The 24,422-nt window shown below is 67.1% G+C and carries 17 protein-coding genes and 2 pseudogenes; 8 read left to right on the top strand and 11 right to left on the bottom strand.

Translation table 11 applies throughout. From position 1 onward, the window contains the following. The first annotated feature begins 32 nt into the window (after positions 1-32). On the top strand, positions 33-1,664 hold the full coding sequence (cobS, locus tag IPM60_11180) for a cobaltochelatase subunit CobS (protein MBK8908438.1): 1,632 nt from the start codon (positions 33-35) through the stop codon (positions 1,662-1,664). Next, positions 1,665-3,479, top strand: a pseudogene (locus IPM60_11175) (cobaltochelatase subunit CobT). It begins immediately after the preceding gene. A 490-nt stretch (positions 3,480-3,969) separates the two neighbouring features. Here IPM60_11175 and IPM60_11170 read toward each other — a convergent pair. Next, complete coding sequence (locus IPM60_11170) at positions 3,970-5,433, bottom strand: HAMP domain-containing histidine kinase (protein ID MBK8908437.1); 1,464 nt, start codon at positions 5,431-5,433, stop codon at positions 3,970-3,972. Positions 5,434-5,451: 18 nt separating this feature from the next. Further along, on the bottom strand, positions 5,452-5,622 hold the full coding sequence (locus IPM60_11165; GenBank protein ID MBK8908436.1) for a hypothetical protein: 171 nt from the start codon (positions 5,620-5,622) through the stop codon (positions 5,452-5,454). A gap of 176 nt (positions 5,623-5,798) precedes the next feature. Between IPM60_11165 and IPM60_11160 the strand changes: the two genes are divergently transcribed. Both IPM60_11160 and IPM60_11155 read left to right on the top strand, forming a co-directional pair. Beyond that, positions 5,799-7,070: a hypothetical protein gene (locus IPM60_11160; GenBank protein MBK8908435.1), complete on the top strand. Its 1,272-nt coding sequence runs from the start codon at positions 5,799-5,801 to the stop codon at positions 7,068-7,070. Between the two features lie 876 nt (positions 7,071-7,946). After that, positions 7,947-8,111: a cell wall hydrolase gene (locus tag IPM60_11155; protein ID MBK8908434.1), complete on the top strand. Its 165-nt coding sequence runs from the start codon at positions 7,947-7,949 to the stop codon at positions 8,109-8,111. Positions 8,112-8,231: 120 nt separating this feature from the next. On the opposite strand, the gene IPM60_11150 is transcribed toward IPM60_11155, so the two are convergent. After that, positions 8,232-9,542, bottom strand: coding sequence for an aspartate aminotransferase family protein (locus tag IPM60_11150; GenBank protein ID MBK8908433.1), 1,311 nt, complete (start codon positions 9,540-9,542; stop codon positions 8,232-8,234). Positions 9,543-9,787: 245 nt separating this feature from the next. Here IPM60_11150 and IPM60_11145 point away from each other — a divergent pair, with 245 nt between their 5' ends. After that, on the top strand, positions 9,788-10,132 hold the full coding sequence (locus tag IPM60_11145; protein ID MBK8908432.1) for a hypothetical protein: 345 nt from the start codon (positions 9,788-9,790) through the stop codon (positions 10,130-10,132). 2 nt (positions 10,133-10,134) lie between these two features. Here the strand turns inward: IPM60_11145 and IPM60_11140 are convergent. After that, positions 10,135-11,354: pseudogene (locus tag IPM60_11140) on the bottom strand (argininosuccinate synthase). An 82-nt stretch (positions 11,355-11,436) separates the two neighbouring features. Continuing rightward, positions 11,437-12,099 (bottom strand): DsbA family protein, encoded by a 663-nt coding sequence (locus IPM60_11135; GenBank protein MBK8908431.1) that lies wholly within the window; start codon positions 12,097-12,099, stop codon positions 11,437-11,439. A gap of 106 nt (positions 12,100-12,205) precedes the next feature. Between IPM60_11135 and IPM60_11130 the strand changes: the two genes are divergently transcribed. After that, entirely contained in the window at positions 12,206-12,862 is a 657-nt protein-coding gene (locus IPM60_11130) for a hypothetical protein (GenBank protein MBK8908430.1), read from the top strand. Between the two features lie 443 nt (positions 12,863-13,305). Here IPM60_11130 and IPM60_11125 read toward each other — a convergent pair whose 3' ends face one another. The 4 genes from IPM60_11125 to IPM60_11110 all read right to left on the bottom strand — a co-directional run bounded on the left by IPM60_11125 (position 13,306) and on the right by IPM60_11110 (position 18,178). Beyond that, on the bottom strand, positions 13,306-13,833 hold the full coding sequence (locus IPM60_11125) for a translation initiation factor IF-3 (protein MBK8908429.1): 528 nt from the start codon (positions 13,831-13,833) through the stop codon (positions 13,306-13,308). A 249-nt stretch (positions 13,834-14,082) separates the two neighbouring features. Further along, positions 14,083-16,008 carry a threonine--tRNA ligase gene (thrS, locus tag IPM60_11120; GenBank protein MBK8908428.1) on the bottom strand — a complete coding sequence of 642 codons (1,926 nt, stop codon included), beginning with the start codon at positions 16,006-16,008 and terminating at the stop codon, positions 14,083-14,085. Between the two features lie 68 nt (positions 16,009-16,076). Further along, positions 16,077-17,024, bottom strand: coding sequence for a glycosyltransferase family 9 protein (locus IPM60_11115; GenBank protein ID MBK8908427.1), 948 nt, complete (start codon positions 17,022-17,024; stop codon positions 16,077-16,079). Next, the gene (locus IPM60_11110; GenBank protein MBK8908426.1) at positions 17,021-18,178 is read right to left on the bottom strand and encodes a glycosyltransferase family 4 protein; all 1,158 of its coding nucleotides are present in this window, start codon (positions 18,176-18,178) and stop codon (positions 17,021-17,023) included. The genes IPM60_11115 and IPM60_11110 overlap by 4 nt, the downstream gene beginning before the upstream one ends. A 68-nt stretch (positions 18,179-18,246) precedes the next feature. Here IPM60_11110 and IPM60_11105 point away from each other — a divergent pair, with 68 nt between their 5' ends. Further along, entirely contained in the window at positions 18,247-19,029 is a 783-nt protein-coding gene (locus IPM60_11105) for an alpha/beta hydrolase (GenBank protein ID MBK8908425.1), read from the top strand. Next, complete coding sequence (locus IPM60_11100) at positions 19,026-19,796, top strand: NAD kinase (protein ID MBK8908424.1); 771 nt, start codon at positions 19,026-19,028, stop codon at positions 19,794-19,796. Before IPM60_11105 ends, IPM60_11100 begins: the two co-directional genes overlap by 4 nt. Before the next feature lie 9 nt (positions 19,797-19,805). Here the strand turns inward: IPM60_11100 and IPM60_11095 are convergent, their stop codons facing one another. Together IPM60_11095 and IPM60_11090 are read right to left on the bottom strand one after the other, a co-directional pair. Continuing rightward, positions 19,806-22,988, bottom strand: a complete 3,183-nt coding sequence (locus IPM60_11095) for an efflux RND transporter permease subunit (GenBank protein MBK8908423.1) — start codon at positions 22,986-22,988, stop codon at positions 19,806-19,808. Between the two features lie 16 nt (positions 22,989-23,004). Further along, positions 23,005-24,186, bottom strand: a complete 1,182-nt coding sequence (locus tag IPM60_11090) for an efflux RND transporter periplasmic adaptor subunit (protein MBK8908422.1) — start codon at positions 24,184-24,186, stop codon at positions 23,005-23,007. Positions 24,187-24,422 lie beyond the last annotated feature (236 nt).

The raw sequence follows: 24,422 nt of genomic DNA, 5'->3' as shown, positions 1-24,422 counted from the left end.
CCTGTCAGCGAGCGAATGACCATAGTATGCCCATGAGATTGACGACCGGCCGCAGACGCAGCACGTTTCAGGCGCAGACCAGGGAGCCCGGTCACTGCCACTGGCCGGGCTGCCCCCAACGCGGGGAATACCGGGCGCCGCAGTCCCGCGCCGCGCTCACCTCGTACGTCTGGTTCTGTCTCGATCATATCCGCGAATACAATTCGGCGTGGAACTACTATCAAGGCATGACCGAGGACGAGGTCGAGGCGGATCTGCGCCGGGACACCGTGTGGCAGCGACCGTCCTGGCGTCTCGGGCACGATCCGCGCAGCTTCGTCCACCCGAGCGGAACCTTCAGGGACGCCTTCGGGTTTTTCCAATCGGATCCTCGGGAAGTGCGCCGGCCGTCGATTTCGCCGGAAGAAAAGGCCCTGGTGGTTCTCGACTTGACCGCGCCGGTCACCGTCGCCATCGTCAAGAAGCGCTACAAGCAACTGGTGAAGCAGCACCATCCGGACGCCAACGGCGGCGACAAGGCGGCAGAAGAGCGGTTCAAGGAGATCAGCGAAGCGTATCGCACCATCATGGTGAGCCTGACGACCCCGGGCGCGGGGGTGACCACGACCAATTTGCGGGGCCACCAACCAGAACACGGGCTGAAACGGACACTGGTCCGGGGCACCCCCGGGCGCCGGCGCGCGGCGCGGGGGGGGGGCGGGGGGCCCGGGGGGGCCATACGGGTGTCCGTCGGCCAGACGTCCGCCATCGACTGCGACATGGAGGTGCCGGCGCTCGGCGTCGCCGAGGACCATGTCCCAGACCTCGACGACGCCTACCGCTTCGATCACGACACGACGCTCGCGATCCTCGCCGGCTTCGCCTACAACCGCCGCGTCCTGATCCAGGGCTACCACGGCACCGGCAAGTCGACCCACATCGAGCAGGTGGCGGCGCGCCTCAACTGGCCGTGCGTGCGCATCAACCTGGACAGCCACATCAGCCGCATCGACCTGGTCGGCAAGGACGCCATCGTCATGCGCGACGGCAAGCAGGTGACCGAGTTCCGCGAGGGCATCCTGCCCTGGGCGCTGCAGCACCCGACGGCGCTGGTGTTCGACGAGTACGACGCCGGCCGCCCGGACGTGATGTTCGTGATCCAGCGCGTGCTGGAGGTCGAGGGCAAGCTGACCCTGCTCGACCAGAACCGGGTGATCCGCCCGCACCCCTATTTCCGCCTGTTCGCCACCGCCAACACCATCGGCCTCGGCGACACCACCGGCCTGTACCACGGCACGCAGCAGATCAACCAGGGCCAGATGGACCGCTGGAACATCGTCGCGACGCTGAACTACCTGCCGCACGAGGCGGAGCGGAAGATCGTGCTGGCCAAGGTTCCCGGCTACGACACCAAGGACGGCCGCGACACCATCGCCTCCATGGTGGCTTTGGCCGACCTGACCCGCGCCGGCTTCATCAACGGCGACATCTCGACCGTGATGTCGCCGCGCACGGTGATCACCTGGGCCGAGAACACCCGCATCTTCGGCGACCTCGGCTTCGCCTTCCGGCTGACCTTCCTCAACAAGTGCGACGAGGTGGAGCGGGCGACGGTGGCCGAGTACTACCAGCGCTGCTTCGGCCGCGACCTGCCGGAGTCGGCGATTCACGCTGTGGCGCGCTGAATGAGCCGGGGCCGCGAGGAAGACTCCACAGGCCTCGTCAAGCGTGTGACCGCCGCGGCGGTGCGCGGCGTCGCGCACCGTCCCGGCACCGAAGTCAGCTTCGGCCCCGGCCCGCCGGAATTGCGCGGCGAGCGGGTGAAGCTGCCCGCCACGATGCGCGCGACCGCCGACGAGGCCGGCTTTCGGGGCAGCGCGCGCCGCCGGCGCTGCGGCTTCGCCACCACGATGCGCCCTGCATGAGCGGCGCTTGCCGCTGGGCCGGCGGGCGCGCAGGTGTTCGACGCGATGGAGCGGGCGCGCGTCGAGGCGCTCGGCAGCCGCCAGATGCACGGCGTCGCCGGACAACCTGGGCGCGCCTCGACCAGACCTGCCGGTCGCGGCGGTCGCGGACGGTCGCCGAACGCCGACGCGGCGTCCTCGCCGACGCACTCAGCCTGCTCGCGCGAGAGCGGCTCACGGGACGTTCCGCTCCGGACGCGGCAAGGGCGCTGACGGATGCCTGGCGGCCGATCCTGGCCGAGCGGTGCGCCACCCAGTTGAGCCGACTTGCCGCGTCGCTGGAAGACCAACGCGCCTTCGCCGCTTGGCGGCCGAGATGATCCGCGCCCTGGAGCTTATCGACGACGACGATCCGTCGCTCCAGGACGACGACGAGGATGCCGACTCGGAGCCGGGTGACGACGAACGCCGGCCGGAAGACTCGCCCGAACATCAACGCGACGAAGGCGCGGCTCAGGCGGGAACGACCGCGGCGCCCCTCAGCGGCGACATGAGCGACGCCGACAGCGGCGCCGACGGTCTGCCGGATGAAGGCGCAATCGCCGGAGAGGGCGGCTTGGCGCCGGCCGGTCCGACCGCGCGGCCTGAGCGCCGGGTGGACGATCGAACGCCGGAACGGCGCCTACCAGGCCTTCACGACCGAGTTCGACGAAGAGATCGATCGCCGGCGCGCTGTGTGCCAGCCGACGAGCTGTCGCGGCTGCGCTTCAATCTCGACCAGCAGCTCGCCAGCCTGGAAGGGCGTGGTGGCGCGCCTCGCCAACCGCCTGCAGCGCCGCTTGCTGGCGCAGCAGACCCGCGCTGGGAGTTCGACCTGGAGGAAGGCGTGCTCGACGCCGCGCGCCTGGCGCGCGTCGTCGTCGACCCGCTGCCCGCTGGCCTTCAAGCGCGGAGAAGGACACCGAGTTCCGCGACACCATCGTGACGCTGCTGATCGACAATTCCGGCTCGATGCGCGGGCGGCCGATCACCGTGGCGGCGATGAGCGCCGACATCCTGGCCCGCACGCTGGAACGCTGCGGCGTGAAGGTGGAGATCCTGGGCTTCACCACCCGCGCCTGGAAGGGCGGGCAGGCGCGCGAGCGCTGGGTGAAGGCCGGCAAGCCGCAGCGGCCGGGCCGCCTCAACGACCTGCGCCACATCGTCTACAAGGCCGCCGACGCGCCGTGGCGGCGCGCGCGGCGCTCGCTCGGGCTGATGCTGCGCGAGGGGCTGCTCAAGGAGAACATCGACGGCGAGGCGCTGCTGTGGGCGCACAGCCGGCTGCTCGTGCGGCCGGAGCAGCGGCGCATCTTGATGGTGATCTCCGACGGCGCGCCGGTCGACGATTCGACGCTGTCGGTCAATCCCGGCAACTACCTGGAGCGCCACCTGCGGGACGTGATCCGCTGGATCGAGACGGTGTCACCGGTCGAGCTGACGGCGATCGGCATCGGCCACGACGTCACCCGCTACTACCGCCGCGCCGTGACCCTGGTCGACGCCGACGAACTGGGAGGCACCATGATGCAGAACCTGTCGGAATTGTTCGACGACCGCATCGACACCTCCCTTTGTCCGCACCCCTTCTCCCACCGGGCGCCCGGCGGCCCGGGCGGCGGGTGCTCCCACTCGGCCCGGGTTTCGCAGTTTGCGGGATCCAGCCCAGCACCTCAGCCTGGCAAACCCGGTACCTCACCCGCATCTCGTGGTCGCGAAGCGCGGACGCGCCAAGGCGTCAAGGGTAGTCAGGCGTCAGGGCGTCAAGGGCAGTCAGGCGGAGAGGTTACCGCTCGGGTGCTGCGTCTGTCGGTGAGTCGGCGGCGTCTTGAAGGCCTGGTTGATCTGGTAGAAATTGAACACGAGGCTGGCGACGAAGATGCCGATGCCGATGTAGTACGTTGTGTGCTCGTGCGCCCGCGACGCCACGACGAGCCCGTAGAGGCCGATGCCTGCGATCAAGATCCCGGCAATCCAGCGGTCGACATTGGCCAACGTTCGATCCTCCTGCTCTGCGACGTCGTTCCCGAGAGCAAAACTCAGTCAATCAGGAGCGTTGCGCAACTCTTTTCGTCTGCGCAGCCTCGCCCCGCGCCCCGGCCATACTCCGTTCACGGGTCGGCAGAACGATGCGGAACGTCGTCCCCTGCGGCCCGGTCGCAGCGAGCGACAGATCGCCGCCATGGGCGTGGACGATTTCGCGGGCGATGGGAAGACCGAGGCCGGTTCCGCCTTGGCGCGAGGCGCCCTCGAACGGTCGGAACAGCCGCGCTCGGGCGTCTTCCGCAATCCCGGAGCCGTCGTCGGTAACGTCGATGACGACGCGCGAGTCCTGTTGCACGGCGACGATGGCGAGCGTCCGGGCGCCGGCGTGGCCGGCGTTCAGGGCAAGATTGCTGAACACCCGGAACATCTGGTCGCGATCGACGTCGATGATGAGATCGAGGCCGCTGCCCGTCACCCGCTGGAGCGACCCGCTACGCCCCTCGGGCGCCTCGATCGCGGCCTGGACGTCCGCGAACAGGTCGCCGACGGAGACGGCAGCGCGCTCCAGCGTCTGGCTGGGATCGTGGACGAAGCGGAGTGTCTGGGTGCAGAGGGTGACGGCGCGATCGATGGCGTTGAACAGGCGGGGCGTCACCTGCTTGACCTCGGGATCATCGATGGCCGCCAGACGGTCCGAGGCAAGAACCGCCGTCGCCAGCGTGTTGCGCAGGTCATGATTGATTCTGGCGACCGCCGCGCCAAGAGCGGCAAGGTGGGTTCTCTGCCGGAGCGCGGCGCGAAGGTCCGTCTGCATGGCGGCCAACTCGCGCTGGGCGATGCCGATCTCGTCGGTGCGCCGGGTCGGCGGCAAGGTCAGCGCCTCGTCCTCCGGATCCCGGCGAAAGCCCATGATGCAGTCGGTAATGATCCGGATCGGCCGCACCATCAGCCATTGCAGGCTGAAATAGACGAGGCCGGCGGCGATCAGCGAGATGACGATGGAGAGCGACAGGATGCGCGCGGAGTAGCCGTACATTCTCTCGCGCAGCGGCGTTTCATCCAGAACCACTTCGATGGTCCGGTCCTCCTCTCCGGGAACCGCCGCGACCACCCGCATGATCCGGTTGCGGGGCTGCGCCAGGGTCGCAAAGGCTTCGCTGATCATGTCCATCAGGGTGCGGCCGCGCATGTCGAAGGTGACGTCGATGGCCGGCGGCATGTCGCCGCTCAGCATTTGCACCCGGCCGTCCGGCGACTTGAGCACGATGGCGTAGGCGCCGGCGTGGAACAACAGATCCATGGCGAGTGCTTCGGCAAGACCGCCTTCGGTGTTCGCTCTCGCGGCCAGCACCGCGATATTTGCCTTCTCCAGTTGATCCGCCAAATACACTTCGCGAAAGCGGGAGATGGAGGGGACGTAGATCAGAACCTCCGCCAGCATTACGAAGACGATCGTGAGCCCTAGAAGGCGCGCCGACAAACCAAACCGCACAGCCGGCGGCGAAGCGTGATCGTAAGGCATCATCGCCAAGCATACAGCAGTTCAGCGGCTCGGACTGAATGCGAAATCCAGAACGTCACGGACGGCCGCAGTCACGGTTGCTGGCGAACACGTCCGTTGCTCCGGCCTCTCCGGCCGACCCACCGGATCCACCAGGGCCAGATCCACCAGGGCCAGATCCACCAGGGCCAGATCCACCAGGGCCAGATCCACCAGGGGTTGTCGTCGGCGGAAGGCTTTGCTAAGTGCATACGGGTTCCACGCGCCGCGGCGATGTTCGCGGGCGCATCGATCATCCCGCTGTAGCGGACCTCTCGCCGGTCGACCGCGGTCGGCTTTCTCCAGACATTCCCATACTGGCGCGGGCGCCGGTTCGTTGCGGAGGGTTCATGAACGAGCGCTTAGGGTATCTCGCTTTTCTGGCGTCGGTGGCCGTGCTCGCTTTCGCGGTCGGCATCGCGTTCGCTCTGCTGCAGCCGCCGCCCTTCGGAATGGTAAAGCGACACATCGAAAACGTTGCCGACACTGTCGTTTACTGGAAAAACGACTTCGGCATCGCGCCTACCCGCTATCTCCGGCCCGAACGCGGCGCACGCCCGGCGAACCCCATCCTGCAGCCCGACAAGCTCGCCGAAGGGTGGCGCGTGATCGCCGGCTATGTCCGCGACCGCCCCAGCCCCGCCGGCGCCATACTGTTCGATGAACAAGGGAATGAACGATTTTTCTGGCCGATCGATCCGCAAGTCATCCGGGATGCGATCGGCGTCACCAACCCGCGGAGTCGCAACGCCGTCCTCCACGGCTTCGAACTGATGCGCGACGGCTCGATCGCGGTGAGCTTCGACGTCGGCGACATCATGGCGCGGCTGGATTCCTGCGGCAGGGTCCTATGGGGGAAGGACGACCCTTATCATCACTCGATCAGTCTGGAAGACGACGGCACCCTCTGGGTGTCGGGTCTGTCCGACGACAAGAACGGCATTTCGCAGCTCGATGTGGAGACCGGCGAGGTTCTGTGGTCACAGCGGTTCTTCGACGACGCGTTCCTCGGCGGCGACCACCGCGGCATCTTCCAGATCGCCCGGGAAGTCAGGGAGTTCAATCCCCGCTGGGACAGCGGAGATCCCATGCACATCAACGACGTCGCCGTGCTGAGCGCCGAGTTTGCGGGGGCGTTTCCGCAGTTCAACGCCGGCGACATCATGGTCTCGGTGCGGAACCTGAACCTGGTGGTGATCCTCGACGCCGGCACGAAAAGGGCGAAATGGTGGCAACACGGCCCCTGGCATCGTCAGCACGACCCTGATTTCCTGCCCAATGGCCACATCTCCGTATTCGACAACAACATGCACGGCGGGCAATCGCGGATCATAGAAACCGATCCGGTGACGCGGGAGACGCAGGTGGTGTTCGAAGGATCGGACGAGGCGCCGTTCTACACCTGGGTGATGGGCAAGCATCAGCGGCTCGACAACGGCAACATCCTGATCGTGGAGCCGGAAGCCGGCCGGGCGTTCGAAGTGACCGCAGCCGGCGAGTTGGTGTGGGACTACCGCAACGCCTACGACGAGGAGCGCAACTTGCTGGTGACCAACGCCGTCGTGCTGCCGAAGGACTTCTTCGACGCCGGCGTGCCCACGTGCCCCGCCCCCCGCCCTTGAAGTGAAGGCAAGCAGCAGCGGCGCAGGTCGGGCCGCCGTCGGTGAAGAGCGCCAGAGCAAAGGTGGCGCCGCCCGATCTCGCCGTGATGACCCCAAACGCACCCAGCGGTAGTGAAAAATCCGCGATTCCCAACATAGTTGACTTTTAGAGTTTTTTTATTCACCTTTGCGGTCATGGTCGATCAAGACCCAAGATTAACAAGATCTTGGCCGTATACATCCGGCGGGAGGCTGCATTTGGGTTCAAAAGCATGATGGGGTAAAGATTATGGTGCGGTTTGTTTTTCTGGGTCTCTGGGCATCGGTGTTTGTGCTGGCGGGTAGCTATGACGGTAGAGGGTACCGTCCAGCGCATGCCGAGCCCGTCTTCCGAGTACCAGCCACACGGTCAGTTTCTGCTGCTGCGGTCGCCACGCCCGTTCCGGACGCCCGCATCGACGAGGAAGGCTCGGCCGCCGTGCTTCAGCCCTCCGAGGCTCCGGCCATCATGGTCAGCCTCGCTTTGCTTCAGGATGCCGAAACGCGAGTTGCTCCGCCGACGGAGCCATCCACGGTCACCGGCAACTTCGATCGGTTTGTGGATCCGGTGTCGCTGCCGACGACGTCCGCGACACCCGCTGTCGGATATGGCGCCACGTTGCCGGATCTCGAAGTCGAGATTCACTGCCTCGCGCTCAACATCTACTGGGAGGCGCGGTCCGAACCGCTGCTCGGCAAGATCGCGGTAGCCAAGGTGACGTTGAACAGGGTCAAAGACCCCGCGTTCCCTGACTCCATCTGTGACGTCGTACGTCAGGGCGAGGAGACGGTCCTGCACCAGTGCCAGTTCTCCTGGTTTTGCGACGGCCGCAACGACGTGCCGTTGAATGAGGCGGCGTGGCGTCACGCAGAGGAGGTCGCCCACCTGGTGGTCTCTACGGCGCGCCGGACCCGACCCGAGGCGCCCTCTGGTACCACGCCGACTACGCCGACCCACCATGGACGCGCTCGATGACCCGCACCACCCAGATAGGTCGGCACATCTACTACGTCCAGGGCTGAGCGTTTCGGCGCCGCAGCCGCGACCACAGGCCGCCGGCCAGCCGCCGCCGCCTTCTCGCCATGGCGCCATCCGCCCCTCGCCCGCCCCGCGCCTGCGGGGATCGGGGAGACGAGCCGTCGTCATGCTCGGCGGAGCACCTCGTCCAGGATATCGACCATGTCCGCGATCTGGGCGGGCTCGGCTATCAGCGGCGGGGCCAGGATGCCGGTGTCGCCGGTCCACTTGATGAGCAGGCCCGCCTCGAACAGGCGCTTCAGGGTCCGGTAGCCGCGCGCCCCCGGCGCCCCGTCCGGCGCCAGATCAAAGGCCGCCAAGAGCCCATAGCCGCGCACGTCGATGACCGCATCGTGCCCCTGAAGCGCGAACATGCGGTCGAGGAAGTGCTCCGACAACTCGGCTGCACGCTCGAACAGGCGTTCCCGCTCATAGATGTCGAGCGTCGCCAGCCCGGCGGCACACGCCGCGGGGTGTGCCGAGTATGTATAGCCATGGAACAGTTCGATCGCGCCTTCCGGCGCCGCCTCGGTGACGGTCTCGTAAATGTCGTCCCGCACCACGACCGCGCCCATCGGCTGAGCGCCGTTGGTGAGCGCCTTGGCGAGGGTCATCATGTCCGGCGTGACGCCGAAGCTGTCGGCGCCGAACGCCTTGCCGGTGCGCCCGAAGCCGCAGATCACCTCGTCGAACACGAGCAGGATGCCGTGGGCGTCGCAGATCCCGCGGAGACGCTCCAGGTAACCCTTGGGCGGCACCAACACCCCGGTTGAGCCGGCGATGGGCTCGACAAAACAGGCGGCGATGGTATGCCCGCCGAGGGTGTCCACCGCCCGCTGCAGGTCGTCGGCAAGCTCCACCCCGGTCTCCGGCTGGCCGCGGACGAAGCGGGTCCCGGGCTGCCAGGTATGGCGCATGTGCACCACCCCCGGCATCACCGCTGCGAACGCTTCGCGGTTTCTCATCAGGCCGCTCAACGACGTGCCACCGATGTTGACGCCATGGTAGGCCCGCTCCCGCGAGACGAAGCGGAGGCGCTGGCCCTCGCCGCGCGCCCGGTGCCAGGCCATGGCGATCTTGAGGGCCGTGTCCACCGCCTCCGAACCGGAGTTTGCAAAGAACACGTGGTCGAGCCCGTCCGGCGTGATCTTCACCAGCCGGTTGGCGAACTCGAAAGCCGCAGGGTGGCCGAACTGGAACGACGGAACGTAGTCGAGGGCGGTGAGTTGCGCCGCCACCGCATCGGCGATGTCACGGCGGCCGTGCCCGGCCGCGCAGCAGAACAGTCCCGACACTCCGTCCAGGATGCGCGCGCCGGTCTGCGACACGTAGTGCACCCCGTCGCCGCCCACCAGCAGCCGGGGATCGGCCTTGAAATCCCGGTTTGCGGTGAACGGCATCCAGTGGTTTTCCAGGGTGTTCGTCGCGTACTGCATCGATGCGTCTCCCGTCTTCGTCTCTCCGCAGCCGCCGTTGCCGCCGCGCGAGCGGTCTCCACCATACCAGCCGCCGCGTTCATTGGCATGACATTGCGCACCGCCGTGCGCGGACGAAGCCGAGTAACCACTTTGTGTCATTGGTTAATATTGCGGGTTAAATTTTGCAAAAAAACACCCAACGGTGGCCGTCGCGCCATGATCCGAGTTGCCGAAAACGGCGGATGACAGCGCGGGATGCATGAATGAACGAAGATCGGGACGACCACGGCAACAGGTATGGCCTCCCTGCCCTAGGCGATCGCCGCTGGCACCAGGACCGGCGCAACGACGACCGGCGCCAGGGCGAGGATCGTCGCGGCCGCGGCCGCACGCCCATCGCGGCGGAAGACCGCCAGGGGCAGTTGGTGACGGTGCGCCCCTACGCGTTTCGCAGCTTCGACGAACGGCGCATCGCGGGTGACCGCCGCGGCCGCGACCACCGCGCCGCAAGCGACGCCTGGGCCGATCCGGGGTTCGACGGTGGCGCTGTCATTCTCACCGCCGCCGAGGTGCGGGCCTTGCTGGCGCCGCCGGAGGACGACGACTGAAATCAGTCCGGCCGTGACGCGTCCGGACGCGCCCCGAGCCGCAGTCTGAGCGCGTTGAGCTTGATGAAACCGGCGGCGTCGCGCTGGTCGTAGACCTGCTCTTCCTCGAAGGTCGCCACCGCCTCGCTGTAGAGGCTGTAGGGGGACTTGCGGCCGGTGACGATGACGTTGCCCTTGTAGAGCTTGACCCGCGCCGTGCCGGTGACGCGCTCCTGCGTATGGTCGATCAGCGCCTGCAGCGCCTCCCGCTCCGGCGCGAACCAGAAGCCGTTGTAGATCAGCTCGGCATAGCGCGGCATCAGGTCGTCCTTGAGGTGGGCGGCGGCGCGGTCGAGCGTGATGCTTTCCACCGCTCGCCGCGCATGCAAAAGGACGGTGCCGCCCGGCGTCTCGTAGACGCCCCGCGACTTCATGCCGACGAAGCGGTTCTCGACGATGTCGACGCGGCCGACGCCGTGGCTGCCGGCGATGACGTTGAGACGATCCAACAGCGCCGCCGGCGACAGCGGCTCGCCGTCAACGGCGACAGGATCGCCCCGCTCGAACGCGATCTCCAGCGTCGTCGCGGTGTCGGGAGCGTCCTCGGGCGCGACGGTGCGGAGGAACATGCCCTCGTCCGGTTCCTGCCAAGGGTCCTCCAGCGCCTTGCCCTCGTAGGAGATGTGGAGCAGGTTGGCGTCCATGGAGTACGGCGCCTCGCCGCGCTTGTCCTTCGGGACCGGGATCTGGTGCTGCTCCGCATAGGCGATCAGGCGGCTCCGCGAGGTCAGGTCCCACTCGCGCCACGGCGCGATCACCCGGATGTCCGGCTTCAGGGCGTAGTAGGTCAGCTCGAAGCGCACCTGGTCGTTGCCCTTGCCGGTGGCGCCATGGGCGACGGCGTCGGCGCCGACCTCTCGGCGATCTCGATCTGGCGCTTGGCGATCAGCGGCCGGGCGATCGAGGTGCCGAGCAGGTAGGCGCCCTCGTAGAGGGCATTGGCGCGAAACATCGGGAACACGTAGTCGCGGACGAACTCTTCCCGCAGGTCGTCGACGAAAATCTCCTTGACGCCCATCTGCTCGGCCTTGCGACGCGCCGGCTCCAACTCCTCCCCCTGGCCGATGTCGGCGGTGAAGGTGACAACCTCGCAGTCGTAGGCGTCCTTCAGCCAGCGCAGGATGACGGAGGTATCGAGGCCGCCCGAGTAGGCGAGCACTACCTTTTTGACGTCGCGGGTCATGATCGGGGGTTCCGCATCGCGGTTGCACGGGAGCGCCGGAGACGCGGCGGCAGTATAGGTCAAACCCCAGGCGGGGCAACGGTCATGAGGCCGAGGCCGCGTTCATCCAGGCTTGAAGGTGCGGCTGCAGGAGAGCGAAAGGGCGGTATCCGACGGTCAGCGGCGCGAACTCGTCGGCCTGTTGGAGGATGACGCTGGGGAACCCGGAGATTCCCGCCGACTGGGTCAGCTTGAAATCGGCCCGCGTGGCGGCGGCCATGTCCGGCGCAGCGAACATGTCGGCGAAGGCTTCGGCGCCGATGCCGAATTCGCCGGCGATGTCCGCGAGGGTGGCGGCCGTCGTGACATCGCGGCCCTCGGCGTAGAACGCCCGCTGTACCGCGTGCAGGTAGCGCAAAGTCTGCTCGGGCGCCACGCTGCGCACGGCGACCACCGCCCGGCATGCCGGTTCGGTGTCGTAGACGAAGTTGTCGCGATCGAACAACGAGAAGTCGAACGGCTGGCCGGTCTCCTTGTGGACAGCCTCCCAATGGTGGCGCACGGCGGCCTTGTCCTTGTCGCGCATCGGATTGATGGTGCCGGGTCGGAGCCCGCCCATGACGGGGCTGATCGGCGCCCAGGCGCCGAGCATGTCATGGACGGCGGCGATGACCGGCGCGAAGCCCCAGCACCACGAGCACATCGGGTCCGCGAAGTAGATCACCCGACGCACCGGCTCCCGCCCAGCGGACTCACTGTCGACCATCATGTCGCAGTTGTCCCACGAGTTCGCGGCGATTGCACGCCGGAAGCGACGGGCGCAAACTCAAGAGGCGCAAACTCAAGAGGCGCAAACTCAAGAGGACTGCAGCATGACGACGACAAGCACGGCCAGGGTCGTCCTCCGGGCGAGGAGGAACTGGATGCCGCCGGTTCTGATCATCCTCGTCCTGGTGGCGGGCGGCGCGCCGGCGATGGCGGCGCGGTCTTGGTTCGATCTTCCTCCGGGCTTCAAGACGGTGACCGAACTGGATCGCTCGGAAGACGCCGAATGGCACAGCCTCGCCACCGTTCGCCCCGACGACGGCCCCTTCTCGAACCTGAGCGCCATTCACCTCCGGGCGGTGACCGGCGCGGTGGACGATCCCGACGCCTGGCTAACCCGCCGGCTCACCGGCGACGTGGGCGACGGGGCGGCCGCGGAGGACCTGCTCGGCAGCCCCGACAGCCCGTTCGGCGACCCTGCCTTCGACGTTCTGCGGGATGCGGTGCCGACCTTGTTCAAGGGGCTGGAGGCGCTCTCGAAGCTGCCGCTGGAGTTCTGCGAAGGGCCGAACGCGGCCTACAACGCCGCCGGCGATATGCGGGAGTTGTATTGCGTCTACCAGGTGGGACCGTTCCGGCAATACCTGATCCTGCGGCTGCAGGAGGTCGACGGCCTGTGGTACTTCACCGAGATCAAGGCGATGAACGAGCGCAGGCTGCGCCACCTGATCGCCATCGCCAACTCATTCCGCCCCGCCCGCTGAGCCCGGTTCCTCCCGGTTTTGTGGCGGTTCTGTTCGCGGAGGACGGACCTAAGATATTGTTATCAAACGTTTTGTGTCCGTTTCGATGCTGAAAATGTATGCGGATGTAGTCGGATGTATGCAGGCACCGGTCTAAACGATTGAATCCAAAGGATTCTATCGGAAGTTGAGTGACTGGTATCGATCAACCGTACGGCCAGCACGCGACCAGAAGGGCACGACCGAAAAGCCTGTGCCCGGCAGACAGCGGAAAAGAACGTTATCCGAACATAGCCCCGCCGGCCACCGCGGTCAAGGACCGCGCTTCACCAGCAGTGTTTTACTTTACATGCTGGTCAGGGTGCTTGAGGCAGTCGGACGGTGAGCGATGGGGCGCCAACTCAGCTGGGCTTTGAAGTGACGCATTACCGCATCCCGCGCTGCAGTGACTGCCCGCGCCGGGGTCAGCGCGGGGAGATGACCATCACCATCTGGCGGCCTTCCATTTTCGGGATCTGCTCGACCTTGGAGAGTTCCTCCAGTTCGTCGCGGACCCGATCGAGAACCTTCATGCCCAGGTCCTGGTGCGACAGCTCGCGCCCGCGAAAGCGGATGGTCACCTTGACCTTGTCGCCATCGTCGAGGAAGCGCCGCATGTTGCGAATTTTGACCTGGTAGTCGTGCTCGTCGATCGAGGGGCGCATCTTGATTTCCTTGACCTCGATCGTCTTTTGCTTCTTGCGCGCTTCGTTGCGCTTTTTCTGGGCTTCGTACTTGTATTTCCCGAAATCGAGGATCTTGCAGACCGGCGGGTCGGCGTTGGGCGCCACTTCCACCAGATCAAGGCCGGACTCCGCCGCCAAAGAAATGGCGCGGCCGACGCTGATCACCCCTAACTGCTCCCCGTTCTGGTCGACGACGCGCACCGTGGCGTTGTCGATCTCTTCGTTGACGCGCGGCCCATCGCGGGACGGCGGCTGATTGGACGGAATCCTCGCTATAGTCGAACCTCCTCGTCTGGCGCCGCGATCCCCCTCGGACCCGCAAGCGCAGTGAGCCCTCTCCGCTCCCGGACAGGGACAGCAACCGCAATCCCGCCGCCGATGCCAATAATCATCGGCGAGACGATCGCGTTACGAATTTTCATGATGTCATGGCTGACGAGGGCGCCGTTGCCGCCTTGAACCTACGGGCGTGTGCAGCCGGATCGGAGACTCTCAAGTCGTGCCCTTCAACGCGGTTCACCCTCGCGGCCGACTTGGAGGGCCGGCCGCCTCACCGGCAAGTGTAGCAACAGCCTCATCGAGCGCAAGAACTTCCTGCGTTTTGCCGCCGAGACGTCGCAGCGCCACGGTGCGGTTCTCCTGCTCGCGGGCGCCGACTACAGCCATAACCGGAACCTTTGCAAGACTATGCTCGCGGATTTTGTAGTTGATCTTTTCATTGCGCACGTCGAGTTCGGCGCGCACCCCCGCCGCCGCCAGAGCCGCTTGCACGTCCTGGGCATAGTCATCGGCGTCCGAAGTGATGGTCGCGACCACGACCTGGACCGGCGCCAGCCACAGCGGCAGGCGGCCGGCATGGTGTTCGACGAGAATGCCGATGAAGCGCTCGAACGAGCCCAGCACGGCGCGATGCAGCATGACCGGGCGGTGCTTGTCGCCGTCCTCGCCCACGTAGCTTGCGTCGAGGCGCTCGGGCAGCACGAAGTCCACCTGCAGCGTGCCCAACTGCCAGTCGCGGCCGATGGCGTCTCGCAACACGAACTCCAGCTTAGGCCCGTAGAAGGCGCCCTCGCCCGGGTTCAACACGGTCTCGAGGCCAGCCGCGTCCGTCGCGCTTTGCAGCGCCCGTTCCGCCCGGTCCCATGTCTCGTCGGACCCGGCGCGCTTTTCGGGCCGGTCCGAGAACTTGACGATGACGTCTTCGAACCCGAAGTCCCTGTAGATGCCGAGCAGCAACTCGCAGAACGCCTTGGTTTCCGACGTGATCTGCGCCTCGGTGCAGAAGATGTGGGCGTCGTCCTGGACGAAGGCGCGCACCCGCATCAGCCCGTGCAAGGCGCCCGACGGCTCGTTGCGGTGGCAGGAGCCGAACTCCGCCATGCGCAGCGGCAGGTCGCGGTAACTCTTGATCCCCTGGCGGAAGATCTGCACGTGGCCGGGGCAGTTCATGGGCTTCAGCGCCAGCACCTTCTCCTCCGCCTCGGCGGTGAACATGTGCTCGCGAAACTTCTCCCAATGCCCCGAGCGCTCCCACAGGCTGCGATCCACAAGTTGCGGCGTGTTGACCTCGACGTAGCCGGCGGCTTCCAGGCGATCGCGCATGTAGCCCTGCAGGGTGCGGTAGAGCATCCAGCCCTTCGGGTGCCAGAACACGGAACCCGCCGCCTCTTCCTGGAAATGGTAGAGGTCCATCTCCCTGCCGACCCGGCGGTGGTCCCGCTTCTCCGCCTCCTCCAGCATGTGGAGGTACTGGGTGAGTTGCTTGTCGTCGGGCCAAACGGTGCCGTAGATGCGCTGCAGCATGGGATTGCGGGAATCGCCGCGCCAGTAGGCGCCTGCCAGCTTCATCAGCCGGAACGCCTTGCCGAGCCGGCCGGTCGACGGCAGGTGCGGCCCGCGGCAGAGGTCGAGCCAGTCGCCCTGCCGGTAGACGCTGATCGGCTCGTCGGCGGGAAGGTCGGCGATGATCTCGGCCTTGTAGTGCTCGCCGATGGACGTGAAGTAAGTGACCGCTTCGTCGCGGTCCCACTCCTCGCGGACGATCGGCAGGTCGCGGTCGACGATGTCGCGCATCCGCGTCTCGATCCGCTCCAGGTCGTCCGGGGTGAACGGCTCGTCGCGGGCGAAGTCGTAGTAGAAGCCGTTCTCGATGGCGGGGCCGATGGTGACCTGGGTCCCGGCATAAAGCTCCTGCACCGCCTGGGCCATGACATGGGCGGCGTCGTGGCGGAGCAGTTCCAGGCCGTCGGCATCCCGGGAGGTCAGGATGGCGACCTCGGCGTCACGATCGATGACCGTCGCCAGGTCCTTCAAGGCGCCATTGACGCGGATCGCCATCGCCGCCCTGGCGAGGCCAGGGCCGATCGAGGCGGCCAGATCCGCACCCGACACCGGGCGCGCCTCTTCACGCACGCTGCCGTCGGGCAACGTGATGCGGATGATGCGCTGTGCGTCCAATTGGGGTTCGACCGTCGCCATGCATCGGCAATCTAGATCGGCGCATCGGCGTGTCAAGCGCCGGCTGCCGCCGCGAGCACGCTGTCGAACGCCTCGAGGACCTCCTCGACCCCCAGTTCCGTCAGAGCCTCGCGCCGCAGGATGCGCACCGCCGGCCCACGCGGCGCGCACTGCGCGGGGTTGGACTCGCGGGAAAACAGCACCAGCATTGGACAGCCGGCGGCCGCCGCCAGATGCATCGGACCGGTATCGTTGCCGACCGCGGCGACCGCATGGCGCGCCAGCACGACAAGCTCCGCAAGGCTAGTGCGGCCGGCCAGGGAGACGGCAGCCGGGCAGCGCCGGCGGATCTCCTCCAGGACGTCGGCTTCGGCCGCCGTGCCGATCAGCACCGGCTGCAGGTCGCGCGCGGCGAGCGTTTGCGCGAGAGCGGCGTAGCTCGCAGCAGGCCAACGCTTGCCAGGCCGGTGCGCGGACCCGCCCGGCGCCAGCAGCACGAACCGCGCAGCGATGCCGAGCCCGCCGATGTCGCCCTTGAGCCACGACAGATCCGGCGGCGGAACGATGTCGATGCCGGCGAGGCGCAGTTGCTCGGCCTGGCGATCGAGGGTGTGCATGGCGTTGCGGCGGGGGTTGACATGGGGGTGCGACGCGCCGCGGGCAATGCCGGACCACTCCGGACGTGGCCCCGGCCAGAACAGCCGGAAGTACGCGCTGCTACGCCCGTTGGTCTGCAGATCATAGACTCGCGTGAACGACCGCGAGCGCAGACGCCGGCGCAAGCCGAGCCAGCGGTGCACCTCGGCCGGCCGCGGCCGGTCGTCGACCCAGATGTCGTCGAAGTACGGCGCCTGCTCCGCAAGAGCCACCAACGGCGCCGTGGTTAGCAGCACGATGCGGGCGGTCCGGTGGTGCGCGCGGATCGCCGCGCACGGCCCGAGCGCCTGCACGAAGTCGCCGAGGGCGCCGAGCTTGATGACCAGGATCGATTCGGTCTTCACGCGCGCCGTCCCCCCGCGGCTTCCCGGTAGATGGCGAGGGTCTTCCGGCACATCACGTCATTGGTGAAATTGGCCCGCACGTGGGCGATGGCCGTCTCCGCCATCCGCGCCCGCTCGTGGCCGCCCAACGCCAGCGCCCGCTCCAGTGCCGCCGCCAGCGCCGCGGCGTCCCCCGGCGGGGTGAGCCAGCCGGTCTCGCCCTCGATCACGGTTTCCCGTGCGCCGCCATGGTCGGTGGCGATGACCGGCCGTCCGAGCGCCTGCGCCTCCACCGCGACGCGGCCGAACGCCTCCGGCTCGATCGAAGCCGACACCACCACGTCGGCCAGGCGATACGCCGCCGGCATGTCGTCACAATGGCCGATGATCAGGACCTGCTCGCCGAGGCCGTGGCGGACGATCAGGTCCTGCAGTTCGCGATGGTAATCGACGCGTCCCTGGTGGTCGCCGAGGATGACGGTGCGCACGTCGCGGCGCCCAACGCGCGCCATGGCCTCGATCAGCACCGCCTGCCCTTTCCAGCGGCTCAGCCGCCCGGGGAGCAGGACCAGCGGCGCGCCGTCGCGGAGCCCCCATCGCGCCGCCAGCGCCGCGACGCGTTCGGGCGATACCCGCTCCGGAGCGAACGCCCCGATATCGGCGCCGCGGTGGATGATGCGGATGTGCCGCTCCGAAAGCCCGTAAACGCTTTGGATGTGCGCGGCGATGAACCGGGAGATGGCGATCACCGGCCGACCGCGGGTCATGATGCTGTTGTAGCGGCGTTTCATGGGATTACCGGCGCCGTAGGTGCCGTGGAAGGTGGTGACGAAGGGGCAGCCGCTGCGGCGCGCCGCGACCCAGGCAGACCACGCCGGAGCCCGCGAGCGGGCGTGCACGACGTCGACTCCGTGGCGGCGGACCAGCGCCGCGAGTCGCCAGGCGTTGGCGGCCATTGCGGCGGGGTTTTTGCTTTCGAGCGGCAGGCGTTCATGCCTCGCGCCGCTCGCCTCCAGGACTGGCGTCAAGGGGCCCCCGGCCGAGGCGACGATGGCACGGCCGCCGGCGCGGACGATGGCGGCGGCGACATCGACGCATCCGCGCTCGACCCCGCCCTGGGCGCCGAGCGCCGGCAGCACCTGCAGGATGGTCGGAAACCGGTCGTGCTGCGCCATGGCCGCGTGATTTATGCTCTCCAGCCGCTTTAGGATCATCCGGCCGTATCGGACCAGGGGAGGCAATCATGGCCGTCGCCGAAGCGCTCGAGGAACCGCCGCTGCAGACGGCGCAGCGGGTGGACGGCGCGACTATTGCTTATCACTGCACGCCCGGCAAGGCTCCGGGCGTGGTGTTCCTGACCGGCTACATGTCCGACATGACCGGCGGCAAGGCGCTCTGCCTGGAACGGTTCTGCCGGGAGCGCGGCCACGGCTACGTGCGGTTCGACTATTTCGGCCATGGCGCATCGTCCGGCGCCTTCGTCGACGGCACCATCGGCCGCTGGACGGAGGATGCCGTATTCGTCCTCGACCGTCTGACCGAGGGGCCGCAGATCCTGGTCGGCTCCAGCCTCGGCGGCTGGATCATGCTCCTCGCGGCGCTGAAGCGGCCGGAACGGGTGGCGGCGCTGCTTGGCATCGCGGCGGCGCCGGACTTTACCGAGGACCTGATGAACGAGACCCTGACCGCGGACCAGAAAACCATCCTGGAGCGGGACGGGGTGGTGCCGGTCTACAGCCCCTACGACCCGGAGCCGACGCCGGTCACCCGGCTGATCATCGAGGAGGGGCGCAATCACCTGGTGCTGCGGGACGAAATCCCGCTCGACTGCCCGGTCCGCCTCATCCACGGCATGCGCGACCCGGACGTGCCGTGGCGGACGGCGCTCGCGATCGCCGAGCGGCTCCGCAGCGCGGACGTGGAGGTGACCCTGGTCAAGGACGCAGAGCACCGGCTGTCGGAACCGGAAGACCTGGACCGGCTTTCCACCACCCTGGACACGCTGCTGAGGCAGGTCCCGGCATGAACACCTTTCGATCCGTCGCCTTCGTCGCATCCGAGCACGAGGAGGCCAGGCTTGCCCTGGCGCGGCTTTCCGAGCGCTACGGTGCGGCGTCGCCCGACGAAGCGGATGTGATCGTCGCCCTCGGCGGCGACGGGTTCATGTTGGAAACGCTGCACCGCTACATGGACCGCGAGGTGCCGATCTTCGGCATGAACCGCGGCTCGGTCGGGTTCCTGATGAACGTGTTCGATGAGGATGGCCTCGAGGAGCGGCTGGCGCGAGCCGAGCCGATCCGCCTCAACCCCCTTTGCATGGCGGCAATCGACCGCGCCGGTACGCGAAGCGAGGCCTTGGCCATCAACGAGGTCTCTCTCCTTCGACAGACCCGCTTCGCCGCCAAGCTGCAGATCAAGGTGGACGGGGTAATGCGCATGCCGGAGATGATCTGCGACGGCGTGCTGGTGGCGACGGCGGCCGGGAGCACCGCCTACAACGTCTCCGCGCACGGGCCGATCCTGCCGCTCGGCGCGCACGTGCTGGCGCTGACACCGATCAGCGTGTTCCGCCCGCGGCACTGGCGGGGCGCGGTGGTGCCGCACAAGGTCACCATCGCCATCGACGTGCTGATGCCGGAACTGCGCCCGGTCAGCGCTTCCGCCGACTTCACCGAGGTGCGCGACGTGGTTTCCGTCGTCGTACACGAGGACCGGCAGACCGAACTGACCCTGTTGTTCGACCCCGAGCACGACCTCGAGGAACGCATCATCAAGGAACAGTTCCTGATATAGCGCACTTGGTCACGGGGCGGCTGGTTGCGGCCGGGGCTTGGCATCGGGCGCCGGGTCCCGGCGCGCCGCGGGGACGAAGCGGCGGATGACGGTGTAGAAGACGGGCGTGAAGATCAGGCCGAACAGGGTCACGCCCAGCATGCCGAAGAACACGGTGGTGCCGAGGGATTGGCGCATTTCGGCGCCGGCGCCCGTGGCGATCACCAGCGGCACGACGCCGAGAATGAACGCCAGCGACGTCATCAGGATCGGCCGCAGACGGACGCGCGCGGCTTGCGCGGCGGCTTCGAAGCGGTCGAGGCCGGCGTCCTCGTTCTGCTTGGCGAACTCGACGATCAGGATGGCGTTCTTCGCCGCCAGCCCGACCAGCACGATGAAGCCGGTCTGACTGAGGATGTTGACGTCCATTCCGCGCAGCAGCAAGCCGTTGATGGCGGCAAGCAGGCACATGGGGACGATGAGGATCACCGCCAGCGGCAGCCCCCAGCTTTCATATTGCGCCGCGAGCAGCAGGAACACGAACACCACGGCGGCAGTGAACACATAGAGGGTCGTGTCGCCGACCTGCTTTTCCTGGTACGACAACTCCGTCCACTCGAACTGATAGCCCTCCGGCAGCCGCTCGGCGGCGAGGCGCTCCATGGTCTCCAGGGCGTAGCCCGTGGACGTGCCGGGTGTGGTCGATCCCTGCACCGCCGCCGCGTTGTAGAGGTTGTGGCGGGCAAGGCGGTAGGGGCCGGTGATGTCGCGGAACGACGCGACCGAGCCGATCGGCACCATCTCGCCGCCGGCGTTGCGGGTCTTGTAGTCGGCGATGTCGTCGATGTCCTGGCGGAACCGCCCGTCGGCCTGCGCCGTGACCCGGTAGGTGCGGCCGAGCAGGTTGAAATCGTTGACGTATACCGAGCCGAGATAGGTCTCCAGGGTCTCGAACACGTCGTCGGCGGAGACCTCCAGGATCTCGGCGCGCACCCGGTCGATGTCGGCGTAGACCTTGGGCGTGCGGGTGTTGAACAGGGTGAACACGTTTGCCAGGCCCGGCGTCTGGTTGGCGGCGGCGACCAGATCCTGGACGGCCGCCTCGAGCGCCTTGAGGTCCCGGCCGCGGGTATCCTCCACCATCATCTTGAAGCCGCCGGTCGAGCCGATGCCCCGCACCGACGGTGGCGCGATGACCAGGATGAAGGCTTCCTGGATGCCCTGGAGTCGCGCGTTCAGGGCCTCCCGCGTTTTGTCGGCGCTCAAGCCGGCCTCGGCGCGCTCTTCGAAAGGGTCCAGGATCGTGAAGATGACGCCGGCATTCGGCGCGTTGGTGAACGTGCTGCCCTCGAGGCCGGAGATCGGCACCACGTGGGCGACGCCGTCGACGGCCAAGGCCGTGCGCGCGGCACGCAACATCACCTCGTCTGTGCGGTCGAGCGAAGCCCCCGGCGGAAGCTGGATGACGGCGATCAGATAGCCCTGGTCCTGTTGCGGGATGAAGCCGGTCGGCGCCATCGTAAACTGCCAGCCGGTCAAGCCGACCAAGCCTGCGTATATGAGGAGCATGATCACGGGGATGCGCACCAGGCGCCGGGTCATGCCTCCGTACCCGGATGCGAGGCGGTCAAAGCCGCGGTTGAACCCGCGAAAGAAGGCGCGGAACGGGCGGGTCAGGGGCGAGCCGCGGTCGTGCGGCGTTTCATTATGGGACTTGAACAGCAGTGCGCAGAGCGCCGGGCTCAAGGTCAGCGACACCACCAGGGAGATGATCGTCGATGTGGCCACAGTCACCGCGAACTGACGGAAGAACTGCCCGGAGATGCCGCCGATGAACGCCGCCGGAATGAACACGGACGAGAGCACCAGCGCGATGGCGATTAGCGCGCCGCCCACCTCGTCCATGGTCCGGTGCGCCGCGTCCTTCGGCGACAGCCCCTCCCGCAGATTGCGCTCCACATTCTCCACCACGACGATGGCGTCATCGACGACGATGCCGATCGCCAGCACCAGTCCGAACAGCGACAGGTTGTTGAGCGAGAAGCCGAGCGCAGAGAGCACTGCAAAGGTGCCGATCAGCGACACCGGGATGGCGACGATGGGGACGATCGAGGCGCGCCAGGTCTGCAGGAACAGCACGATGACGACCACCACCAGGGCGACCGCCTCGAAGATCGTGACGAAGACCTCGCGCACGGACTCGGCGATGAACTGCGTGGGGTTGTAGACGATATCGTAGCGGAGGCCGGGCGGAAACGACTGGGACAGCCGCTCCATGGTCGCCGTCAGCCGGTCTGCGGTCTCCAGCGCGTTCGATCCCGGGCGCTGGAAGATGCCCATGGGCACCGCGACCCGCTCGTCCAGATAGCCGTTGGACTCGTAGTCCTGGGCCCCGAGTTCCACCCGCGCGATGTCGCGCACCCGGGTCACGCGGCCCTTCGCGTCGGCCTTGACGATGATGTCGCCGAACTGCTCCACGTCGGTCAAGCGGCCCTGGGTCTCGACGTTGAGTTGGAAGGCGCCGGGCGACGGCACGGGGGGCTGGTTGATGACGCCGGACGCCACCTGCACGTTCTGCTCCCGGAGCGCCGTGACGACGTCGCCCGCAGTCAGCTTGCGCGCCGCCATCTTTTCGGGATCGAGCCAGATTCGCATGGAGTAGTCGCGCGCCCCGAACACGGTCACGTTGCCGACGCCGTCGATGCGGGCGAGGATGTCCTTGACGCTGAGGGTCGCATAGTTGGTGAGGTAGAGCTGATCGCGCGACCCGTCCGGCGAACTCAGGTGGATCACCATGAGCAGGTCGGGCGACTGCTTAGCGACGGACACGCCGACGTTCCGCACCTCCTGGGGAAGCCGGGGCACCGCGAGCGCCACGCGGTTCTGCACCAGCACCTGGGCTTCGTCCAGATCGGTGCCGAGGGCGAAGGTGACGGTCAACATCAACCGTCCGTTGCTGGTCGACTGGGACGTCATATACAACATGTTGTCGACGCCGTTGATCTCCTGCTCCAGCGGCGTGGCAATGGTTTGGGCGACGGTCTCCGCGGACGCGCCGGAGTATTGGGCGCGAACGACCACCGACGGCGGCGCAATCTCGGGGTACTGGGCGACCGGCAGCGTGAAAAAGGCGACGCCGCCGATCAGCGTGATGAAGATCGAGACGACCGCCGCGAAGATCGGGCGGTCGATGAAAAAGTGGGAGAAGGTCATGTCGCGTTGCGCCCGGTCATTCGGGAACAGCGAAGTTGTCGGCGTTTATTAGCCCCTGCTCCGGCGTCACCTTAGCGCCCGGCCGGGCGCGCAGCAGACCGTTGATGATGACCCGATCGTCCGGAGATACGCCGGAGCGCACGACCCTGAGGTTGCCGTCGAGTTGCGGCCCGAGAACGATGGGTTTGGGCGCAACGGTGCCGTCGTCGGTGACCGTGTATAGGAGTTTGTTGGCCTGGTCGGTCACGATGGCCTCCTCCGGCACCAGCATGGCGGTGTGCTTTCCAGAGGCCGGGACGCGCAGGCGACCGAACTGGCCGGGAGTAACGAACAGATCGGCATTGGAAAACACCGCCCGTTTGCGGATGGTGCCTGACGAGCGGTCGATCTGGTTGTCTATGAAATCAATGGCGCCGTTCAGGGGCCATTCCTCATCGTCGGTGAACTGGCCATAAACGGTGATCGTCTCGTCGCGAGCGGACGGCAGGTCGCCGCGCTGAACGGCGCGCTTGTAGGCCAGCATGTCCGCTTCGCTGACGTCGAACACGAAATGGATGGGATCGAGGGAGACGATGGTGGTCAACAGGGTCGGGGTGCCGCTGGTGCCGCCGGCCACCAGGTTGCCGACGCTGACCAGGTGGCTCCCCGCGCGGCCGCTGACCGGCGCCTTCAGGTGGGTGAATTCCAGATCCAGTTCCGCGGCGCGGACCGCTGCCTTGGCCGCATCCACGGCAGCGGTTGCGGATCGCAGTTCCGCCTGCCGCTGGTCATAGGTGCTTTCGGACGTGAAGTCCCGCTGCCGCAACGTCTCCGCTCGCTCGAGCTGGACCTGGGCCAACTCCATCTGGGTGGTGGCCTCGGAGAGTTGCGCTTTGGCCGACTCGAGTGCGATCTCAAAGGGGCGCGGATCGATGACGAACAACAGGTCGCCCGCGTTGACCAGTTGCCCCTCGTTGAAGTGGATCGACGTCAGGTAGCCGGCGACGCGGGCGCGGATCTCGACGAATTCGGCGGCTTCGAACTGACCGGTGAACTCCTTCCACTCGACGATGTCCCGTATCGCCGGCTTGCTGACGGTCACCGGCGGCGGCGGCCGGTTGCCAGCGCCAGCGCCGCCGGCTGCAGCCTTCGCGGCATCGCCCGGCGACGCGTCGCCGGTTCCGCTCCGCATGTAGAGGACGGCCGCGGCAATCAGCATGCCGAGCACGGCGAGCGCAATGAGCCCCCGCCTTCTTGTGACGCCGGATGGTGCGGTCATCAATAATCCTGCTCTGTCGTGCGGCGACATTATGGATCGGCGCCACGTGCGCCGCCGCCGTCGCCGCAAGTCCCCTCAACAATATAATGTGTGCGATATCGTGTGTGCGAGAGCCCGCGTTGCGCTGAACATCAGATCCGGGCGGCGGTCTCTACCCGACCGCGCATCGGCATATT

It is taken from the genome of Rhodospirillales bacterium, assembly GCA_016710335.1.
GTDB lineage: Bacteria > Pseudomonadota > Alphaproteobacteria > Rhodospirillales > Defluviicoccaceae > JADJXQ01.
This window is presented reverse-complemented; position numbering and strand designations above follow the sequence as displayed.